At 63.5% G+C, this 19,732-nt stretch carries 17 protein-coding genes and 2 pseudogenes; 9 read left to right on the top strand and 10 right to left on the bottom strand.

The window, feature by feature from the left end; genetic code table 11:
* Positions 1-33: 33 nt before the first annotated feature.
* Positions 34-852, bottom strand: coding sequence for an enoyl-CoA hydratase/isomerase family protein (locus C5E41_RS29285; protein WP_104378959.1), 819 nt, complete (start codon positions 850-852; stop codon positions 34-36).
* A gap of 233 nt (positions 853-1,085) precedes the next feature.
* Between C5E41_RS29285 and C5E41_RS35795 the strand changes: the two are divergent.
* The 6 genes and pseudogenes from C5E41_RS35795 to C5E41_RS34190 all read left to right on the top strand — a co-directional run.
* Positions 1,086-1,163 (top strand): annotated as a pseudogene (locus C5E41_RS35795) (zinc ribbon domain-containing protein); the annotation flags it as partial.
* Between the two features lie 81 nt (positions 1,164-1,244).
* Positions 1,245-1,472, top strand: coding sequence for a Zn-ribbon domain-containing OB-fold protein (locus C5E41_RS35790; protein ID WP_308706134.1), 228 nt, complete (start codon positions 1,245-1,247; stop codon positions 1,470-1,472).
* Positions 1,469-2,662 carry a thiolase family protein gene (locus C5E41_RS29275; protein ID WP_104378957.1) on the top strand — a complete coding sequence of 398 codons (1,194 nt, stop codon included), beginning with the start codon at positions 1,469-1,471 and terminating at the stop codon, positions 2,660-2,662. Before C5E41_RS35790 ends, C5E41_RS29275 begins: the two co-directional genes overlap by 4 nt.
* A 202-nt stretch (positions 2,663-2,864) precedes the next feature.
* Complete coding sequence (locus tag C5E41_RS29270; RefSeq protein ID WP_104378956.1) at positions 2,865-3,044, top strand: hypothetical protein; 180 nt, start codon at positions 2,865-2,867, stop codon at positions 3,042-3,044.
* Between the two features lie 197 nt (positions 3,045-3,241).
* Positions 3,242-4,819 carry a class I adenylate-forming enzyme family protein gene (locus C5E41_RS29265; RefSeq protein ID WP_104378955.1) on the top strand — a complete coding sequence of 526 codons (1,578 nt, stop codon included), beginning with the start codon at positions 3,242-3,244 and terminating at the stop codon, positions 4,817-4,819.
* A gap of 283 nt (positions 4,820-5,102) precedes the next feature.
* Positions 5,103-5,249, top strand: a complete 147-nt coding sequence (locus C5E41_RS34190; protein ID WP_181063473.1) for a hypothetical protein — start codon at positions 5,103-5,105, stop codon at positions 5,247-5,249.
* A 29-nt stretch (positions 5,250-5,278) separates the two neighbouring features.
* On the opposite strand, the gene C5E41_RS29260 is transcribed toward C5E41_RS34190, so the two are convergent.
* The 9 genes and pseudogenes from C5E41_RS29260 to C5E41_RS29225 form a co-directional block, all read right to left on the bottom strand.
* Positions 5,279-7,606 (bottom strand): ATP-binding protein, encoded by a 2,328-nt coding sequence (locus tag C5E41_RS29260; protein WP_104378954.1) that lies wholly within the window; start codon positions 7,604-7,606, stop codon positions 5,279-5,281.
* A 206-nt stretch (positions 7,607-7,812) separates the two neighbouring features.
* Positions 7,813-8,184, bottom strand: coding sequence for a hypothetical protein (locus tag C5E41_RS29255; RefSeq protein ID WP_104378953.1), 372 nt, complete (start codon positions 8,182-8,184; stop codon positions 7,813-7,815).
* Positions 8,185-8,744: 560 nt separating this feature from the next.
* A pseudogene (locus C5E41_RS35465) lies at positions 8,745-8,908 on the bottom strand (methylated-DNA--[protein]-cysteine S-methyltransferase); the annotation flags it as partial.
* Between the two features lie 24 nt (positions 8,909-8,932).
* A complete protein-coding gene (locus C5E41_RS29250; protein ID WP_104378952.1) occupies positions 8,933-9,892 on the bottom strand; it encodes an alpha/beta hydrolase in 960 nt (319 codons plus the stop codon).
* Between the two features lie 442 nt (positions 9,893-10,334).
* Complete coding sequence (locus C5E41_RS29245) at positions 10,335-11,273, bottom strand: alpha/beta hydrolase (protein ID WP_181063472.1); 939 nt, start codon at positions 11,271-11,273, stop codon at positions 10,335-10,337.
* 297 nt (positions 11,274-11,570) lie between these two features.
* Positions 11,571-12,170, bottom strand: coding sequence for a GTP-binding protein (locus C5E41_RS29240; protein WP_104378950.1), 600 nt, complete (start codon positions 12,168-12,170; stop codon positions 11,571-11,573).
* Positions 12,151-12,528, bottom strand: coding sequence for a DUF742 domain-containing protein (locus C5E41_RS29235; RefSeq protein WP_104378949.1), 378 nt, complete (start codon positions 12,526-12,528; stop codon positions 12,151-12,153). Before C5E41_RS29235 ends, C5E41_RS29240 begins: the two co-directional genes overlap by 20 nt.
* The gene (locus C5E41_RS29230; protein ID WP_104378948.1) at positions 12,525-12,941 is read right to left on the bottom strand and encodes a roadblock/LC7 domain-containing protein; all 417 of its coding nucleotides are present in this window, start codon (positions 12,939-12,941) and stop codon (positions 12,525-12,527) included. Before C5E41_RS29230 ends, C5E41_RS29235 begins: the two co-directional genes overlap by 4 nt.
* Positions 12,938-15,370, bottom strand: coding sequence for a sensor histidine kinase (locus tag C5E41_RS29225; RefSeq protein ID WP_104378947.1), 2,433 nt, complete (start codon positions 15,368-15,370; stop codon positions 12,938-12,940). Before C5E41_RS29225 ends, C5E41_RS29230 begins: the two co-directional genes overlap by 4 nt.
* A gap of 721 nt (positions 15,371-16,091) precedes the next feature.
* Here C5E41_RS29225 and C5E41_RS29220 point away from each other — a divergent pair.
* From C5E41_RS29220 to C5E41_RS29205, 3 genes are all read left to right on the top strand, one after another.
* Positions 16,092-16,547, top strand: a complete 456-nt coding sequence (locus tag C5E41_RS29220) for a MaoC family dehydratase (RefSeq protein ID WP_104378946.1) — start codon at positions 16,092-16,094, stop codon at positions 16,545-16,547.
* A 278-nt stretch (positions 16,548-16,825) separates the two neighbouring features.
* A complete protein-coding gene (locus C5E41_RS29210; protein WP_104378944.1) occupies positions 16,826-18,313 on the top strand; it encodes an aldehyde dehydrogenase family protein in 1,488 nt (495 codons plus the stop codon).
* 214 nt (positions 18,314-18,527) lie between these two features.
* On the top strand, positions 18,528-19,700 hold the full coding sequence (locus C5E41_RS29205; RefSeq protein WP_104378943.1) for an amidohydrolase family protein: 1,173 nt from the start codon (positions 18,528-18,530) through the stop codon (positions 19,698-19,700).
* The last annotated feature ends 32 nt before the right edge of the window (positions 19,701-19,732 follow it).

Here is a 19,732-nt window from a genome sequence, read left to right as displayed (position 1 = left end):
CGGAGGCGAACGGTCCGCCTCCGGGACTTGCGTTCAGGCGCGGCCGTTGCGGCGAAGTGCGGGATGTACCCACTCCGGCGTGCGCCGCTGTTTGAAGGCTCGGAAGCCTTCGAGTGCCTCCGGTGCGGCGATACTCGCCTCCATGCCGATCCGGTCGAACAGGCCGAGATAGGTGTCCAGGCTCGCCTTGACCTGCCGCCGGGCATCGGGCGCGGTCTGGCAGATCTGGGTGAGGATTTCGGTTGCGGCATCGTGCAATTCGTCGTGCGGGACGACCCGTGCGACAATGCCCCAGTCGAGTGCCTCCTGGGCGGACAGGGTCCGGCCCGTGAACATCAGATCGCGGGTGCGCACCGCGCCGACCACGCGCGAGAGCACCTGCGCATAGTAGGTGTCGGCGATGCCACGCAGCAGTTCGGGAACCCGGAACGTGGCCCGGTCGCTGACCACGGCCATATCGCTGCACATCGCGATCATCAGTCCGCCGCCCTGGCACAGTCCGTTCACCGCGCACACAACCGGTTTGTACGCACGCCGCAGTGTGTCGAACGGTGTCACGTCCATGCCGAGGGTCGGCTCGAACTCCATCCAGTCGTCGGCGCCCGTCTTGCCGAGGTCACCGCCGGGAATGAACACGTCACCGGTGCCGGTGAGGATCAGTCCGGCGAGGTCGGGGTCGCTGTCCACGCGGCCGATCGCGTATCGGATGCCGAAGTACATCGCCGGGGTGAGGGCATTGCGGGCCTCGGGCCGGTCCACGGTGCAGGTCGCGACCACGCCGTGGCGGGCAAAGTTGAGGTAGGGGGTTCCCAGCCAGTCGCCTGCGGGCGGGCGGGGGGCATCCGATGCCATTTCTGTCTCCAGTCTCGAGGGCGGAAATCGGTGTCGTGCCCCTCATCTTCCCCCAAGTAGTTCATCTCGTTTAATTAATCGACTATTTTGGTGGGAGGAGCGGATTGTGCCGCCCCGGACTGCGCGAGCGCGCAACGATGAGTGACGAGGTGCCTTATGAACGATGATGTGCGTGAGGTGGCGGTTGTGCCGGCTGGTTACGATCGGCCCAGGACGCGGTTGTTGCTGATCCGATGCCGTATTCCGAGGCTTTCTGGACTGGTGGTCGGGAGGGGAGGCTGCTGATCTATCGGTGTCGTTCGTGTGAGCGGTGGTTCCATCCGGGTGGTCCGGTGTGTTTTCGCTGTCGTAGTACGGAGGTGGGGCCGCAGGCGACCTCGGGTCGGGGTCGGGTGGCGGCGTACACGATCAATCGTCAGCCTTGGATTCCTGGATTCGAGCCGCCTTATGTGGTGGCGATGATCGAACTCGATGACGAGCCTGATGTGCGGGTGGTCAGCAATCTGGTGGGCGTGGCGCTGGACGAGGTAGCGGTGGGGCTCGAGGTGGAAGTGTTTTTCGAACAGTGGGATGACGTGTGGTTGCCGTTGTTTCGTCCCGTGGAAGGTGTCGGCGCATGAGTGAGTTCGGTGGTCCGTTCCAGGGGCGGGCGGTATTGAGCGGGGCGGGTAAGTCGCAGGTGGGTCGCAGGTTGGGCCGTACGGGTCTGGATCTGACGGTCGAGGCGGTTCTGCGTGCGATCGCTGATGCGGGGTTGACGCCGGAGGATATCGATGGCGTGGCGAGTTATCCGGGGCCTGGTGCGCCCGATCGCGGGTTCTCCGGTGCTACTGTGCAGGACTTGCGTAATGCGTTGGGGTTGCGTTCGCGGTGGTTTGTCAGTGCCATGGAGACGGCTGGTCAGATAGGTCCGGTCATCGAGGCGTGTATGGCTGTGGCGACCGGGCTCGCGGATCATGTGGTGGTGTTTCGGTCGGTGTGGGAATCGACGGCTCAGGCGGACAGGGGCCGGGCGTCGGTGTTGTTCGGAAGTGGCCGGGCTCCGCAGCATTTGGAGTTTTTCGGGCCGTTCGGTGCGGTATCGGCGGCGAACTGGCTCGCGATGCCGGCGCAGCGGTATATGTATGAGCATGGTCTTACCCGGGAGCAATTGGGTGCGGTCGCGCTGAATGCTCGGAAGAATGCTGGTCTGAATCCTGATGCGATTTTCCGGGATCCGTTGACGATGGCGGATTATCTGGATGCCCGGATGATTTCGGATCCGTTCTGTCTTTATGATTGCGATATTCCGTGTGATGGGGCGACGGCGGTGATCGTCTCGCGTAGGGAGGCGACTGCGGGGTTGGCGAAGCCGCCGTTGACCGTGGAATCGGTCGGTACCGGGATGTTCGAGCGGGCGACGTGGGATCAGAGGGTCGATCTGACTACGATGGCTGCTCATGACGCGGCCGCTACGTTGTGGGAGCGAACCGGTTTGGGTCCCCGGGATGTTGATTTCGCGCAGTTGTACGACGGTTTCACCTTTTTGACCATTCAGTGGCTGGAGGCGCTGGGATTCTGTGAGCATGGCCGGGCGGGTGAGTTCGTCGATGGCGGGCATCGTATCGGGCTCGATGGTGAGCTGCCGTTGAATACCAGTGGGGGGCAGTTGTCCGGGGGCCGTCTGCACGGTATGGGTTTTCTGCACGAAGCGTGTGTGCAGTTGTGGGGTGAGGGTGGTGATCGTCAGGTGCGCAAGACCCCCGAACTCGCCGCGGTGGCTGTCGGTGGCGGCCCGGTCGCCGGCGCGATGCTCGTCAGCAGGCGCTGAATCATGCCGTGGGCCGCGCCGTGCCATGAGCCGCGCGGTGCTGCCGCGACGGACGACAGCGACCCCGGATGGATACCATCCGGGGTCGCTGTGCATTTGCGGCAATCCGGCTGCCTTTCCGCATATTCGTGTAATCACCTGCCTGCTTGGTCGGAGGGTCGATTTCCGGCGGCCCTTCCGGGCGTCGAAACGGACTTTTGGGATGAGCGCTCGTTCGGTTCGGCCTGCGGCACCACGGCTCGACGGTTTTCTGGGCGCAACGATCAAAGACGTGGTCGTCCTCGCGGCCCAGCAGAAGAAGGTCGATACGCAGGCCGATGTCGCGGCGACGGCGCTGGTATCGGCCGACGATCGCCAGCGTCCGACGATTGCCATCGATTAAACTAAATTAGTTAACGCATTGTGCTAATGTCGTGGTCGGCCCGTTCGAGCGTCGGGGGGGGGTCCGAGGCTGTTCCCGATGACGAGGTGGACCAGCAGGTCTGGGTGCTGCGTGCACGCTACGTCCCGGCGGCGCCGCCGAGATGAGCCGCCCATCGCACCATCGTCGGTATCGTTCAATGCTTTAGGAGTTCTGCGATGTCTCGAGATGATGTTCTCGCCGCCGGCGACACGGTGTGGAAGCTCCTGGAGCGGCGCGTCGCCACGAGCCCCGGGCAACTCATGTTCGTCGACGACCGGGGGGTGTCGTGGTCGTTCCAGGAGTATCGCGACAGCGCGGAGGAGGTGGCGGCCGCCCTTTACGGGCGGGGTATTCGAGCCGGTATGACGGTCAGCTGGCAGCTCCCGACGTGCCTGGAAGCCGTGATCGTTACCGGCGCGCTGGCGCGGCTGGGGGTCACCCAGAACCCTTTGTTGCCGGTTCTTCGCGAGGCGGAGCTTCGCCCGATTCTGGCCGAGGTGCGACCGGATCTGATCATCGTCGCCCGGACATGGAATCGATACAACCATGCCGAGCCGGCGCGTGACCTCGCCGCGGAAATCGGTGCCGATGTTCTCGTCCTCGAACTGGAAAATGCTGCGGGGCTGTGCCTTCCGCAGGAGGATTCCGCAGCGCTGCCACCCGTCCCGGACGCCGACGGGCCCCGGTGGATCTACACGTCCTCGGGGGCGACCGCGCGCCCGAAGACCATCGTGCACACCGACACGTCGACGATGGCGACCGCTCACCCGCTGATCGAGTTGTTGGGCGTGCGGAGCACGGATGTCTTTCCCATCGCCTTCCCGATGACACATATCGGGGGGATGACCTGGATAACGGCGACCCTGCGAGTCGGCTGCAGTGTGGTGCTGCATTCGACCTTCGACCCCGTGCGGACGCCGCTCGAGATGGCACGCCACGGCGCCACCATTCTCGGGAGCGCAACGCCGTTCTTCCACGCCTATATGGCCGCGCAGCAAGCGCACGGCCCCGAACCGTTGTTTCCTCGCCTGAGGTTTGCCGTCGGCGGTGGCGCCCCGACACCGCCCGGCCTGCACGCCCGCTTCGCGGAGCTGATGGGCGGGCAGGGCATATTCAACGGCTACGGGCTGACCGAATGTCCGAGCATCGGTTATCCGGTGCCGGGCGACCCGGACGAGCTGGTGGACGCATCGGTCTTCACCCCCGGCTCGGGGGTGAAGGTCCGGATCATCGACCCCGAGGACCGGCCGCTGCCCCCGGGGCGCCAAGGTGAGCTGGTCCTGAATGCGCCTCAGTTATTTGTCCGATATCTGGATGGAGACATGGACTCGAAGGCTCGCTATGCCGGCGAATTCGTGCGTACCGGAGATTTGGCCGTTCAGTACCCCGACGGGCGGGTGAAAATTACCGGCCGGATCAAGGACATCATTATTCGCAACGGCGAGAACATTTCCGCATCTGAAGTCGAGGCGATCGTGGCCGGCAGCCCGAAGGTCGCCGATGTCGCGGTGGTCGGACTGCCCGATGATGTGCGCGGCGAACGTGTTTGCGCCGTCGTGGTCGCGAACGACCCCGCAGATCCTCCGGTGCTCGCCGAGATCATCGAGCAGTGCCGGCGCGCGGGACTTGCCCGGTTCAAACACGTGGAACACCTCGAACTCGTCGACGCCCTGCCGAGAAGTCCGATGGGCAAGCTCGTCAAACAGGAGATCGTGCAAATGATTCTGCCCGCGGCCGGTCGGACGACTGACTAGGGGAGCGACACGGGTGCTTCGCATGGATAGGCGCTGGTCCCGTTGCGCCACGAGATGGAATTTCACCGGATTTTGCACGAACACGGTGTGCCGGCCCTGCAGTGAACCAGCGAGACGAATCTGATAGCCACCGAGGCGCTCGCGGAATTGCTCGGCATCGAATTGCCCGCCGTGGAGATCCGGGAGCCGAGGGCTACTCGCGCTGACGCGACCTTCCGTCACCTGATCCAGGGCCGCCGCGGCATCGATTCCACCGAAACCAGCCCTGCGCTAGGCGTTCCGGATGGCACGGCATCCGCAGCGGCACAACGAGATCGGTGATGCGGTCGAGCGGGCAGACCTCGACGACGTGCGGGATCTGCTGGGGCCGGCGCCCGGCGAACTGGATGAACTGGCGGAGCACCCCGATCATGACGACGGAAGTCGGTGAAGCCGAACCGGCACCGGCGCTCTCGCCGCTCAGTTCGACCGCTGCTGATCAGCCAGCCAGGCTGCGATTTGCGCCCGAGTGGTGAAGCCGAGCTTGGTGAGGATGCGCTCGACGTGGGTCTCGGCGGTGCGTTGGGCGATGACCAGTGTCTGGGCGATCTCGCGGTTGGACAGACCACGCCCGACCAGCCCGGCAACCTCCCTTTCTCTGCGAGTGAGCTGCGTTGCGGCGCGCTCGGAGGGTTTGCCGCCGGAGCGCCGTTCACCTCGGGGACGGCCCATCGCGATGTCGATCGCCTCCGCGTAGTCCAATCGCGCCCCGCTGTCCATCAGAGCGGCCAAGTCTTGGTTTCCGAGCGTGGACTGCAATGTGGCGACGCACCGCTCGTGTCGGTCCGCGAGAAGCGCGGCCGCTGTGACGGAACCTCCGACGGAACGCCAGCGTGCGGCTGCGGCACCCAGCAGTGTGGCACCCTCGCGCGGATCCACCGAGGCCCTCACCCAGGCTAGCGATTCGATCCCGATCGCCACGCCGAGTCGGTTCGCCATCTCCTGCTGGATCTGAAGACTGCGCCGCAACGTCTCGGTGGCAGCCTCGACGTCGCCATGCTCGAACCGGCCCAGTCCCGCGTCCCAGAGACTGTACGAGAGATACCAGGTATCGCCGATCCGCTCTGCGAGCCGAAGGCATTCGGCGTGCCACCGCAGCCACTGTTCGATGTCACCCAGATAGTGATGCGCGAACTGCATGGCGATCAAGCTGATCATTTCGAGAGCCGGGTCGGAGGTGGCTCGCGCCACCTCGAGTGCTTGCGTGGCGTAGACAATCGCCTCGGCGCAGTCGCCCTCGAAGATTCTGTACAGCGCGCACAGGGTGTCGAAGTCGGCTGCGGCTGTACCCGAGCTCTTGCTCAATTGGAGACCCTTGTCGATGCAGGACTTCGCGTAGTCGGATTCTCCGTGTATCAGTGCCGTCCAGGACATGGTACGTAGCGCCGACAGGTGCGTGCGTGTGGCGCAGGGCCCGTGCTGGAGCAAGAGCTCGATCCAGTAGGTCCCTTCGCTCAGTGTCCCGAGATTGATCCAGTGATCACGCAGGCCCGACGCGATCTGCAGGCCGATCTCGGCCTCCTCGGCAGGTCCGGCGGCGCAACAAGCAAGGGCGGCTTGGATATTCGCGTGATTTCGCCGCAATCGGCCGATCCACAATCGCTGGCCCGAGCCGGCCCATTCGGGCTCCGAGCGATGCACGAGGTCGGCGAAGAAGTCGCGGTGCCGGATGCGAATCGTGTGCTCTTCGCCGATTTCCCGTAGACACTGCGCGCCGTACTGCCGGATCACCTCCAACATTCGGTAGCGCATCTGCCCGTCGACTTCCTCACTGATCAGAATCGATTTCTCGACCAGGGCCAGCAGCGTGTTCAGCACATCGGCGCCGGCGCCTTCATCGGTCATGCACACGGCTTCGGCCGCGTCGAGTTCGAACCCACCGGAAAAGACCGATGCCTGGGCCCAGAGCCTCCGCTCGTCGGGGGAGCACAGGTTGTAACTCCACTCGATACAGTCCCGCAGCGTCCGCTGCCTGCTCTGAGCCGCCCGGCTGCCCGCGTTCAGCAACTGGAACTGATCGGTGAGACGGTCGACAAGCTGTGCCGGAGTCAGTCCGCGCAGGCGAACCGCCGCCAGCTCGAGGGCCAACGGTATGCCGTCGAGGCGGCGGCAAATATCGGCGACATGCTCGCGGTTCTCGTCGGTGATTTGAAATCCGGGCACGGCTGCCTGGGCTCGTTCGACAAACAGGGTAACCGAGTCGTACTCGGTCATCTGCCCTCTGACCTGAGCGTCTTTGGGCGGAACCGTGAACGGCGCCACCGGAAGTACCACCTCTCCGGTGATACCGAGGGGTTCCCTGCTCGTGGCTAGGACGTGAACGCCCGGGCAACCCCGCAACATGGCGTCGACGAGTTTCGCGCACGCGTCTATCAGGTGCTCGCAATTGTCGAGGACTATCAGGACTACCCGGGCGCGAAGCTGTTCGAATATATAGGTGGTGGTCCGATTCGACGCCGGTGTGTGAAACCCGAAAGCCTTGGCGATCGTGTCGACGAGCAGGGTCGGATCCGTGATCGGTGCGAGATCGACGAACACCACGCCATCGCGAAAAGCGCGCGACAGGTCCACGCTCACGCGCTGACTCAGGCGGGTCTTCCCTACTCCGCCGAACCCGGTCAGTGTGACCAACCTGGACTGCGACAGAAGTTGCTTGACCTGGGTCCGTTCATGGCGACGGCCGATAAAGTTCGTGAAATCGGCCGGTAACGCACCGGACGATCCCAGTGACGTTACGGGCATGGCCATGCCTTCAGTTTAGGATCAGACCGCGGTCACGTCTCGTACTTGCCGACCTCGCCGAGTGTGAGATGCGTTGTGGCAACCATGCCGCCGCTACGTCGGCGGCGGTAGTTGGCCTCGCAGCAGCAGGTACGCGAGCATTCTGACGAACTGCTCGAGGGGGTTCACGATGTCGAAATGCACGGGGCTCCTGGTGGCCGGTAGGCGAGGGATCAAGCGACGCGATGATCGTGTTCGTAGGGTGCGAACAGTGCGCCCATGGCGGTACCGGCCAATAGATCACCGAGCGCGATGAAGTCCAACGGCTCCGCGGCGTTACCGACTGTTCGAGCCAACTCGACCAGGTGTTCGTGTTCGTCACCGGGAAGCAATGTGTCGTACAACTTGTCGAAGTAGTAGTCGTAGTTGCTGATCGGCATCCGCCCGACCAACTCATCGCCGTACGCGCACGCCAGCCCGCGGGCATGGTCGATAGCTACATGCAGGCACAACTGCTGGGCTAGAGATTTGATCTCGGGACGCTCGCCCCTGCCTAGCGTGGTGGCGAGGGCGTCGAGGACGCGGGAGATATGGTACAGGAACACTGGACGCGGGCCTTGCAACGTGGTTTCTCGAACATGTTCCGCGAGATCCCGGCAGGCCACAACAAGCATTCCCGCGGTACGTGGGGTCAGGTCCGGCACGGTACATTGCGGACAATCCCCGGACAAGCAAGTCTCACAAGTGGCGCAGTCATCGCCGCAATCGTCACACCGGGGACACGAGTCTGGTGTTTGCGCACAGGCGGTGGTGGGGAAACGGAGCAAGCCGACCGCGTCCGTCGCTGACTCGCGCGGCGAACCGCCGCTTGCCGTGTCCAGTGTTCTCGTTGCGCTTCTCATTCTGCGCTCCCTCGCTTGACTCCTGTGTCGCAAAACACTGTGATTGTCGACACGTGTCGTGGGCGTCGGGAGAGATACGTACGTACCTACGTAATTCTGGCCTACGTAATTCTGGTCGGAGCTACCGCCGGCGAGTGCCTCGAGTCCGGGGGAGTGGGGGAGGGTGCGGGCACTATTGACGCTCTGCCTGGCGGGCCGGCGGTTCGGCACCGGTTCGCCGCGTCGGAGATCCCGAGCGACGGGTGAGCTCAGCACGAGGCGCGCTAGCGTGCGCCGTTGTCCTCCGCTGCCCGTTCGTGGGCTAGCAGCCAGCGCTTACATGCCAGTCCCCAGCGGAAACCACCGAGTGAGCCGTCGGTCCGCGGAATCCGGTGGTAGGAACGAACAGTGCGGCGGCATTTCGCGTACAGGCGTTGGCTGCCGCGCGCACGGTCAGTCCATCCGGTTCTTGTCAGCGCACCGGTTTGTGGGAACGCTGCCGGAGGCGTCGCCGGGCCGGTGTGCCTCCGTGCACCGCCGCGGCGAGCGCGTTGCGCTGCATAGCACGAAACTCCCTGGCGATACCGACGCGCGGCAGTGCCTGATCGAAACCGTGGAAGGCGCCTTCGATGACTTCCAGCTGCTGCGGGACGCCCGCGGCGGCGAGACGGCCGGCGTAGGCGATGTCCTCGTCGTGGAACAGGTCGAGGGTGCCGACGCCGATCCAGGCGGGTGGCAGGCCGGACAAATCGGTGCGGCGGGCCGGGGCGGCCAACGGATCGATGTCCGCCGCGCCCGGTGGACGGCCCAGGTAGGACTGCCAGCCGAACCGGTTGGCGGTGTTGTTCCACAACCGGAAGCCGCGCTCCTCGATGTCGGTGCGGGTCGCGGTCCGGTCGTCGAGCATCGGATAGGCCAGCAGCTGCAGAATCGGGCGGATCTCGCCGCGGTCGTGGGCGAGCTGTGCCAATGCCGCCGCCAATCCCCCGCCGGCGCTGGCCCCACCCACGACGATGCGGTCCGCGTCGACCTCCGGCAGTGCGGCCAGGGCGCGCAACGCGTCGTAACAATCGTGCAGCGGCGCCGGGAAGGGATGCTCCGGAGCCAGCCGGTACTCCACCGAGCCGACGACGATGCCGAGCTCGGAGGCGAAATGGCGGCACAGCGGATCGTCCTGCGCCGCGCACCCGCTGATCATGCCGCCGCCGTGTATCCACAGCAGCGCCGGACGCGGACCGTTCGCGGCGGGCGGCCGATGCAGCCGGATTGCGGCCGTCCCGGCCGGCACGACCTCCACATCGGAAGCGGGCCGGCGTGCAACCAGCCCGAACAGCGCCCGCATCAGCCGCAGCCTGCGCGGGCCGTTGACCAAAGCCCGTGGGAGAAACGGCGCGGCGATGCGCAGATCGGGATGAAAAATGCTGGAGGACATGGCCCTGACGATACTTGCCGCAGGGAGTGCGAGGCGCGGGTTAAGTAGACGATTGTAAGAATTATGCGCATTTGCCAGTGTGAGTCCGGTACGCGGACTCGGCCACAGTCGGATTCCATGCATCCTCGCGGTGGTATCGGTTCCCGCGGTGCCAGAACCGAGGTATCGACGAAGGATCGCAGCTCGCTTCGGGTGAGCTGGAGCTGCGGATGAGCGCTCTGACGATTCGTAGTCGCCGAGGAAACAGCGACGGGCCATCGTGTGGAGCCGCCGTCCAGGTCGCCGGGTTCCAGGCAAGCCTGTGTCGTACGCCGACAGTGCCTGTAGTGCCGATGGCATGGTGGTGGCGCTCACTCGTTCGACGCCGTGGTGCGGATCGGAGGTCGACGAAGAAGGCGCGAGCGTCCCGCTCTGTGACCGTCGGCACCGAGCGGGAGCTGCATCACGCCCAAGGACGGCTCTGTACCCATGCGATGGCACGCTCGAAGAACTCCGTACTGTTGAGTGCCAGATTCATGGAGTGGCCGGCTCGCGGCAGAACATATGTTTGAAGCATTGCGCGCGGGAAGAAGGGACGTTCGGAGCGGTAGAGAGCCTCAGCGCTGGAACAGTCAGTGGGCGATCCGCCTCCGCCTTGTGCGCAGAAGACTTTGTCCGAGCTACCGTTCGCGACGAGCACTGGCATTTCGATGTCGAAGGTGGACGGAATGAATACCGGAATGGTGGCCAGGATTCCGATGGTTCCCGCGGTGCGCGACGTTTCGTCTTGCGCGATGACCCGAGGGTCGGAGTCGTCCGGCGCGTAGAAGGAGTCTCGCCGGATACCCGGCACACTCAGGTAGCCGAGATCGCCGCTGGGCACCTGGCCGGCGGTCGCGGGATCGTCCAAGGCCGGGCGAGCAGCGCTCGCGATGCTCGCGATTCCGCCGGGGCCGGGAATGTGTGAGGCGCCGCTGATCAACAAGCCGTCGACGTCGCGGTAGGTGCCCGCCTCGAGCATCGCTGTCAGCGACCCGAAGGAGTGCCCGACCAGGACCACTCCAGCCCAGGAGCGTCCGAGGGCGCCAGTGCGAGCGGCTCGGATGATGTCGTGCACGGCCTGTGCTGCGGACATGGCAGAGACCTGCCATCCGACCGGTTTGGTGCTCTCGCCGACTCCGATCGGGTCGAGGGCGACCGTAGCCAGCCCCGCGCGAGTGGCATATTGTGTATAGGAGTAACGGCCGTCGAAACCGGGAAAGTTCCAATAGGACCGGTCGTAGGTTGCTCCGGGGATGAGGATCTGCAGGGTCGGGGACGGATTGTCCGGCAGACAATATGTTCCGGCGATGTGGGTGAAATGGCCGGTGCTCGGGGGGCCCGTAGTAACGGGAATCGACACGTCGGAGCAATTTCCGCCGAGTGGCGGAGTGGCCATTGCCGGTGCTGCCGAGCCGACGAGAGCTGCCGTTGCGACGATGGCGGCCCAAATTCGCCTTCGCTTTGAAGTTTTCATCGCTGCCCTGCCTTCCGTGACCTGATTTGCAGAAGAGGTTATCAGGAGTAGCGAAATGAAATTACTAATTAACCGGAACGTTGGCCTGCTGCAGAGCAACGAATTTCGACGGGCCGGCTTCGATTGTCGGGCAGACCGGAACCGGCGTTGCTACGATGAATGACCTTGCTCAGCCGTGCTTGCTCAGCTGCGATGTCGGACGGTCTGGTGGTGCGCGATGAGGTATTCCATCAGCGTTATGAGCAAAGATTTGGCGGAGTCACGCCGTCGGACATCGCAGAGCGCGATGGGTACATGGTCAGGGATGTCAAGGGCGTAACGCACGTCGTCGGCGTCATACCGGGGTGCGCCATCGAAGCAATTGACGCCGACCACGAACGGCAGGCCCCGACGCTCGAAGAAGTCGACAGCGGCGAAACTGCTGTCGAGGCGGCGAGTGTCGGCCAAGACGATGGCGCCCAAGGCGCCCAGTGCCAATTCATCCCACATGAACCAGAATCGGTCCTGTCCTGGAGTGCCGAACAAATAGAGGACCAGTTCGGGGGAAATGGTGATGCGACCGAAGTCCATGGCGACGGTCGTTGTGGTTTTCGACTCGAGACCGGACAGATCATCGACATCGCGGGAAACTTCGGTGATGACTTCTTCGGTTCGCAGCGGAGTAATCTCGCTGACTGCGCCGACCATGGTGGTTTTGCCGACTCCGAAGCCGCCGGCGATGAGGATTTTCACCGACGTGGCGAGAGCGGGTTGTTCGATGGGGTCAGAGGTTGCGGATGCCATCCAGTACCGTTCGCAGAAGATCGACGTTGTGTAGTCCGGTGTCGGTTACCGGTGACACGGACCGGAAGATGATGTGGCCGTCGGCGATGAGGTCACCGAGCAGGACTTTTGTAACCATAAGCGGAAGGCGCAGAGCCGCGGACACTTCGGCGACCGATTGCGGTACTCGGCACAGGCGCATGATGGCCGAGTATTCCGGTTCGCGCCGTCGCAGCTCCGCGGCAGGGTCGACAGCGATGACCAGGGTGATCAGGTCCAGGTCGGCCCGGGTGCTGTGGGTGCGTCCCCCGGTCACGGCGTAGGCACGGACCAGGGGGCCAGCCTCGTCCTCGAACCAGGATGCTGGCCGGCCGGTCACTGCGTTCCGTTTATGCGGTCGAAGCCGCGGCGAGGTGCGGTGGATAGGTAGTTGCCGACTCGGTAGACGGTTTGGTTCACCTCGTATGCGACCATGCCCATATTGGCGGTTTCGTCGGTGAGCAGCGCGAGGCAGGCATTCGGGCCGGCAGAGCTGGCGAACAGCACAGCCTCGTCCAGTTCGATGATCGTTTGGCGGACGGCGCCACCGTCGAAGCGTTGCCCGGCACTTCGGGCCAGGCTGTGCAGCGCGGCGGCCATGGCGGCGAAGTGTTCGGCGTCCTCGCTGGTCATAGCTGCCGAGCGGCCGAGCACTAAACCGTCGGTGGACAGCACCACGGCGTGCCGCACGCCGGGGAGGTGTCCGACGAGGTCGTCCAGAAGCCAGTCCAGGTTGTGGGTGGGGGTGCTCACAGGTGGTCTCCGGGGGTGTAGGGATCAATGTCAGGAGGTAGTTGGCGGCCCTGGCGCGTGCCATTTTCGATGGCCGACATAAGGCTTCGCGCCTGCTCTGGCGAACGCGTTCGACGAACGGTCGGTTGGCTACCTTGCCGGTCGGACGGCTCGGCGAGTTGTGGTGCGAGGTTCTCCTGGCGCCGCCTGCGCGGAAGCTGTGGTTTGCTGCCTGCCGGGGGACCACCGCGATGCCCGAAGCCGTTCGGATCCGACTGCGCCGGTGGTGGAGGCAAGTGGATCGGTGGGGGATTCCAGAACGAGGTGGACGAAGACGGAATTTCGGTCGGGGCAGGAGCCTCCGGGACCGCGTAGTCCGCAGGGTCTCGCCTGCCGACCACGGGCGGCACGCCGGCCGTCAGTTCGGGCGCGCCGGCCGAAAGGGTCTGCGCGGAGCGTGCTGCGACATCGTTCGCGGTAGATGGCAACCATGAGTCGGCCGCCATTGGGGCTGCGATGAGTTCAGACGGGATGACAACGATAGCTCGAATACCACCGTAGTGCGATTCGGCCAGTCGCACAGAGATATTGTGCCGGACCGCGAGCAGCGCGACCACGAACAGTCCGAGCCGAGAATCGTCGGTCACATTCGTCACGCTGAAATCCGGTGGGTTGGACAAGGTTTCGTTCACCCGCTCGATTTCCGCAGCGGTCATACCCAGGCCCTGGTCGGAGACCTCGACGACGATGCCCTTGCCGACGATATTCCCTGTGACCTCGACCTTCGACTCGGGCGGCGAGAATGAGGTCGCATTGTCTACCAGTTCTGCGAGAAGGTGGATGACGTCGGCCACGGCGGTTCCGCTGATCGAAACCTCGGGAAGTCTGGCAACCTGGACACGGGTGTAATTTTCGGTCTCCGCGATGGCGCTGCGGACTACATCGAGCAGCGGAACCGGATTGCGCCACTGCCGACCGGGCTGGCCTCCGCCGAGAATGATGAGATTTTCCGCGTTCCGGCGCTCCCGGGTGGCCAGGTGGTCAAGTTTGAACAACAGATCCAGCTGAGCGGGATCCTCTTGTTCACGTTCGGCTTGATCGAGGACCTCCAGCTGGCGATGGATCATCACCTGGCTGCGGTAGGCAATGTTCAGGAACAGGGCATTGACGCCTGCCTGAGTTTTCGCCTCGGAAACGGCGGCGGTGACGGCAGCGAGCTGCGCGCGGTTGAAGGCGTCGGCGACCTGGCCGATCTCGTCGGTTCCGAAATCGAGCCGGATGATGTCGGTTTCCAGATCGACGGGCTGTTTGTTTTGCAGTCGCTCGGTGAGCCTGGGGAGCTGCTCATCCGCGAGTGCGAGGGTTTCCTGACGCAGCCGACGGAGCCGCCGAATCAACAGAGTTGCCAGCTGAGCGGCGATCAGAAATGCGCCGACGGACAGCAGAAGCGTCACAATGCCGCTGATCAGTGAGTTTCGCGCGGTCGCTTCGCCGTGAGCTGCGGCTGCATGGACTGCCTGGCGATGCTGTGCCTGCCACAGGTTGACCAGCGCCGTGCTCACAGCGGTGGCAGCGTCTTGCCAGTCGGCCACGCTCAGCGGCAGCGATGCCATTTCGTTCACCCCGGCCGACTTTCCGGTCGTGGTGGAACCGACTGACGATGAGACCAATCCGCGCGCCATGATGGCGTCCTCCACCGAGCTCAGCCGTCGCCACGGGTCGCCGGACACAAGAGCGTGCAGCGAAGCTTGTTCGGTGGAGTCCAAACGTGGTTCGAGGTTCGCGACTTCATTGCGGTAGTAGCCGACTTGGCCACTGAAGTCGCGGAGCTGGTCGACGGTCTGTTCGCGTCCACTGATCGCCGCGACAGCGAGGGCGTTGCCTCGCGACATAGCCTCGGCGGCATGGAACAGATCGGTCGCGGTCGATTCCTGGGAGGCAGTGGCCGCAGTCGGCGAAGCTACGGGCAGGAGATCCATGCCGGCCACCGCGACACCGATAAGGCGGTTGAAGAACTCGTAGGCCTCCTCCGCAGGTAGAGATCCCGAATCGGCACGTTGGCGAATCGAGGGAAGTTGCGCGCTGAGTGTGTGGCCGGCCTCCAGCGTGGCCGACATCCTACGCGGATCGATGGCAGTGAGGCGTTGGCCCGCAGCCAGGAGGTTCTGCATCGCATGATCGACCCGCGTGCGCTGCGTCGTGAGATCTTCTTCGTGGAGCTCGTTACCGCCGATTCTCAGAAGAGTGAGTCTGCGCTCTTCCTGTAGCTGGACTGCGAAATCCATACCGGGTGCGCTGCCCCGGTCGAGTTCGGCCGCCCAACTCTTGGCATGCCGGCCTTCCGACCACTGTGACGTAGCCGACCAGATGCCGACGGATAGCAGCACCAGACTCGGCACCAGGGCGATCGACAGAATCCGGCCTCGGACACCGAGTTTGACTTTGAACACCGATACAGCCTAACTGGACGAGTTGCGACAGTGGCAAATAAAGATAATAATTGCGCGCATTCGCCACAAGTAGTCGGCGAGACGCGCGCACGGACGCGTACATGATGGCCGTGATCCTTTGGGCTACAAAGGGGCACGGCCATCATGCTTGATCTCCATTGGACGGCGGCACCAGCACCGAGCGGCATATGCTGCGCGGCGGGCATCGCGCTCAGGGTGGCGCTGACGGTCTGCCGGGTCATCTCACCTCGAGTCCTGATATGGCGCGGGCGAACCCGAGTACCGCTTGGTAGCCGGTCGGCGCTGTGCCTGTCTTGACCTTGCTTTCGGTGTACTTGTCGATGACCGCGTCGCAGACCTTGGTGTCTGAGCCCCTGGATCGGTCGAGTACATCCCGGTTGCCAAGAGGCCGTCGTATCCGCCGGGAATCTGCGCGGCGGTCGACTCGTCGCCGCGCTACCCGGCGCCGTTTCCTCGAACGTCAGCCCTTGTAGGGCGGGTGGTAACTTCCACGGTTCGGCGCTCTGTGCATCGCTCGTGTGGGCAATATTTTCTATCCTGGATAGAATCAGCTATATAATTGACCGTAATCGATGGGCGGGTTGCGAGATCGAGAAGCCGGATCGGCGTGAGCAGCCGCTGAGCCGCGAGCAAGCGAGCGGCGGACAGCAGCCGTCGCCACAAACAGCCGGTGGGTAACCAAGCCGGCGGAAGGTGAGTCATGAAGATCTACCGCGGAATCGAGGATCTGCAGGCGGGGGTCGGCGAGGAGTTGGGGCCAACCGACTGGTTTCTTATGGAGCAGAAGCGGATCGACGGGTTCGCCGACGACACCGAGGATCATCAATGGATCCACGTCGAGCCGGAGCGTGCGGCTGGGGGGCCGTTCGGAGCGACCGTGGCGCATGGATTCCTGACGGTCTCGCTGGTGCCCTACTTCTTGAGTCAGTTGCGTCAGATCGAGGGCATGCGCATGGGAGTCAACTATGGCCTGAACAAGGTGCGCTTCCCGGCTCCGGTCCGCGCCGGCACCCGGATCCGGGCGCGTAGCACGCTGGCCGAATGCGAGCTGATCGGCGAAAACGCCGTGCAGATTATCACCCGAACCACGATCGAGATCGAGGGTGGCGACAAGCCGGCGTGCGTGGCCGAACTCGTTGCCCGCTATTACTTCTGAGCTGTGGCGCTGCCGAACCGGGACCTGCCCGTCGACATGGGGTCGACGGGCAGGTCCCGGCCGCAGATGGAACGCGTGTGGTCGGATTCGTTGTCGGAGGCGAGGCGGGGACGTTCGCTCGAGGACTTCGGGTCAACGGCGCCAACTCTGGACCCGGGAAGTATGGCCGAGGAAGTATTTGATCTGAATTATATGACTACATATAGTGGCTTGTGACGCACGCCACGTTGGCTCGCGTAGCTCGATACCATGTCCGACACGAAGGAGTCTCGGCGACGATGACAGCTCCCACGACATCTGAAACCGCTCGCGGTGAAGCTCGCATGCTGATCGACGGCGTTCTCGCCGAAGCGGTCTCGGGTGCTCGCTTCGACAACATCAATCCGGCCACCGAGGAGGTCCTGGGTGACACCGCCGACGCCGGTCGTCCGGACATGGAGCTTGCGATAGCGGCGGCGCGGAGGGCCTTCGACGAAGGGCGCTGGGCCCGTGATCGAGAATTCCGCAAACACTGCCTTCAGCAGCTGAACGAGGCGCTGCAGGAGGAGAAAGAGGAATTCCGGGCCGAACTGGTCTCCGAGGCGGGGGCTCCCGTCTCGATCACCCAGGTGGCGCAGCTCGATTGGCCGCTTGCCGACGGTGTGAGCTATCCGGCCGAACTCATCGCGAAATTCGAGTGGGAGCGGAGTCTACCCGATACGGATTTGTTCGGCCTCGTCAATCACCGTCGCGTGGTCAAGGAGCCGATTGGTGTGGTTGGCGCCATCCTGCCGTGGAACTTTCCGATCGAAGTAGCACTCAATAAGATCGGCCCGGCCCTCGCGGCCGGCAATACGATGGTTCTCAAACCCGCCCCGGATACCCCCTGGGGGGCTACCCGAATCGGCCGACTCGTCGCCGAGCGGACCGATATTCCGGCGGGTGTATTCAATGTGGTGACGACCTCGGACAATAGTGTCGCCGAACAGCTTTTGATCGATCCGAGGGTGGATATGGTCTCGTTCACCGGATCGACTGCGGTGGGCAAGCGTGTCCTCGAGTTGTCCGCGCCCACATTGAAGCGGACTTTCCTCGAACTCGGCGGCAAAAACGCGATGATCGTGCTCGATGATGCCGATTTCGCCAGTGTCATCCCGCAATCGATGATCGCTTGCATGCACGCAGGTCAGGGATGTGGACTACCTTCGCGGCTGCTGGTGCCGCGCAATCGTTACGCCGAGGCGGTCGAGATCGCGACGGCGACATTCGCCGGGATCCCGTACGGCGATCCCACTGATCCGGCCACCTTTTGTGGTCCGCTGATCAACGCGCGGCAGAGAGAGCGGGTGTTGGACTACATCCGCAAAGGTAGGGACGAGGGCGCTCGGGTCACTACCGGCGGGGCCCGGCCCGAGCACCTGCCCAAGGGATACTATGTGCAGCCGACGGTCTTCGCGGATGTCGAAAATACGATGACCATCGCGCGCGAAGAGATTTTCGGTCCGGTGCTCGTGGTCATTCCGTTCGAAGACGACCGCGACGCGATTCGCATCGCGAACGACAGCCCGTACGGGCTAACGGGCTTTATCTGGAGCGGTGACCAGGAACGTGCCGATGCGATGACGCAAGCCATCCGTAGCGGGATCGTGTCGGTGAACGGCGCAATGTTCTATGGCGCAGACGCCCCCTACGGCGGTTACAAACAGAGCGGTCTGGGTCGTCAGAACGGTCGTGAGGGTTTCGAGCAGTATCTCCAGACCAAGGTTATTGCCGCCCCCGCTGGTTAGGCAATGGCTCATCGGCTCGTCTCGACGTCGGCTGTGTGGGCTGGTCACCAAAGTCTGTCGAAAAGGCTATTGATAACCAATTATTCAACTATACTAACGCCGTGTTGTAGGGGCTGTGGTGCGCTCGGGCTGTGTCGTGTGCGGTTGTTGGGCCTGAGAATGGCCTTTTGGGTAGATAATTTTATTGTACGGTTCGTTTGTTTTGGAGGCTGTTATGCCGTTGCAGGATTATCATCAAATCGTTTCGGTCGACGATCATCTCGTGGAGCATCCGCGTGTGTGGCAGGACCGTCTGCCTTCTCGGTACCGGGATTTGGGGCCGAGGATCGTGGAAGAGAACGGCAAGCATGTGTGGCATTACGACGGTGGTGTGTTCCCGACGATCGGGCTCAATGCTGTTGCGGGTAAGCCGCCGGAGGAGTGGGGGTTGGATCCGGTCCGGTATGAGGACATGATTCCGGGTTGTTATGATCCGGCGGCGCGGGTCAAGGATATGGATCTGGATGGGGTGCAGGCCGCGTTGTGCTTCCCGTCGTTTCCTGGCTTCGGTGGTGGGGTCTTCCAGCGTGCGAAGGATAAGGATCTGGCGGGGTTGTGTGTGCAGGCGTGGAACGATTTCTATATCGATGAGTGGTGTGGTACGGCGCCGGATCGTTATATTCCGTTGTCGATAGTTCAGCTCTGGGATGTGGAGGCGGCGGCGGCCGAGGTTCGCCGGACGGCGGCGAAGGGGTCGCGTACGGTGTCGTTTCCGGATAGTCCTGTGCCGTTGGGTTTGCCGTCGTTCCACAATGCGCATTGGGATCCGTTCTGGCGGGCGTGTGAGGAGACCGGGACGGTGGTGTCTTTGCACTTCGGTTCGGGTTCGTATGTTCCTGGTTTCTCGTTCGCCGCGACTCGGGCTATTCCGGGTGAGGTGGTGTTGCCGGACGCGCCGTTCGCTGTTGCGATCTCGATTTTCTCGACGAATCTTATGTGGAGCACTGCTGATCTGATTTTCTCGGGGGTGTTGCAGCGGTTCCCGAATTTGCAGTTCTCCCTTGCTGAGGGTGGGATCGGCTGGATTCCGTATATGCTGGAGCGGCTGGATTTCGTGTGGGAGCGGCACCGGCATTATCAGCCGATCGATTTCGATGCTCGGCCGTCGGATCTGTTCGCGCAGCATTTTTGGGGGTGTTTCATCGACGACGAGTTCGGTGTGGAGAATCGGCATAAGGTGGGTATCGATCGGATCATGTTGGAGATCGATTTTCCGCATTCGGATTCCAACTGGCCGAACAGTCGTAAGCGTGCGGCTGAGGTGTTGGCGAATGTGCCTGATGACGAGGTGGAGAAGATCACCGAAACCAATGCTCGCACGATGCTGCGGTTTCCCAGGGTGAGCTGACCATCGGCACAGTCCCGGAGGCGAACGGTCCG

The sequence above is a fragment of the Nocardia nova genome (genome assembly GCF_002933465.1).
In the GTDB taxonomy this organism is placed as follows: Bacteria; Actinomycetota; Actinomycetes; order Mycobacteriales; family Mycobacteriaceae; genus Nocardia; species Nocardia nova_B.
The sequence above is the reverse complement of the archived record's forward strand: the minus strand, read 5'-3'. Positions and strand labels throughout refer to the sequence as shown.

What these genes read in the sequence shown, in the direction of transcription:
- C5E41_RS29240 (WP_104378950.1), bottom strand. Translation starts at nt 12,170, where the DNA reads ATGGCATCCGCAACCTCTGACCCCATCGAACAACCCGCTCTCGCCACG.
- C5E41_RS29260 (WP_104378954.1), bottom strand. Translation starts at nt 7,606, where the DNA reads ATGGCCATGCCCGTAACGTCACTGGGATCGTCCGGTGCGTTACCGGCC.
- C5E41_RS29210 (WP_104378944.1), top strand. Translation starts at nt 16,826, where the DNA reads ATGACAGCTCCCACGACATCTGAAACCGCTCGCGGTGAAGCTCGCATG.
- C5E41_RS29265 (WP_104378955.1), top strand. Translation starts at nt 3,242, where the DNA reads ATGTCTCGAGATGATGTTCTCGCCGCCGGCGACACGGTGTGGAAGCTC.
- C5E41_RS29205 (WP_104378943.1), top strand. Translation starts at nt 18,528, where the DNA reads ATGCCGTTGCAGGATTATCATCAAATCGTTTCGGTCGACGATCATCTC.
- C5E41_RS29285 (WP_104378959.1), bottom strand. Translation starts at nt 852, where the DNA reads ATGGCATCGGATGCCCCCCGCCCGCCCGCAGGCGACTGGCTGGGAACC.
- C5E41_RS34190 (WP_181063473.1), top strand. Translation starts at nt 5,103, where the DNA reads ATGGCACGGCATCCGCAGCGGCACAACGAGATCGGTGATGCGGTCGAG.
- C5E41_RS29270 (WP_104378956.1), top strand. Translation starts at nt 2,865, where the DNA reads ATGAGCGCTCGTTCGGTTCGGCCTGCGGCACCACGGCTCGACGGTTTT.
- C5E41_RS29275 (WP_104378957.1), top strand. Translation starts at nt 1,469, where the DNA reads ATGAGTGAGTTCGGTGGTCCGTTCCAGGGGCGGGCGGTATTGAGCGGG.
- C5E41_RS29220 (WP_104378946.1), top strand. Translation starts at nt 16,092, where the DNA reads ATGAAGATCTACCGCGGAATCGAGGATCTGCAGGCGGGGGTCGGCGAG.
- C5E41_RS29250 (WP_104378952.1), bottom strand. Translation starts at nt 9,892, where the DNA reads ATGTCCTCCAGCATTTTTCATCCCGATCTGCGCATCGCCGCGCCGTTT.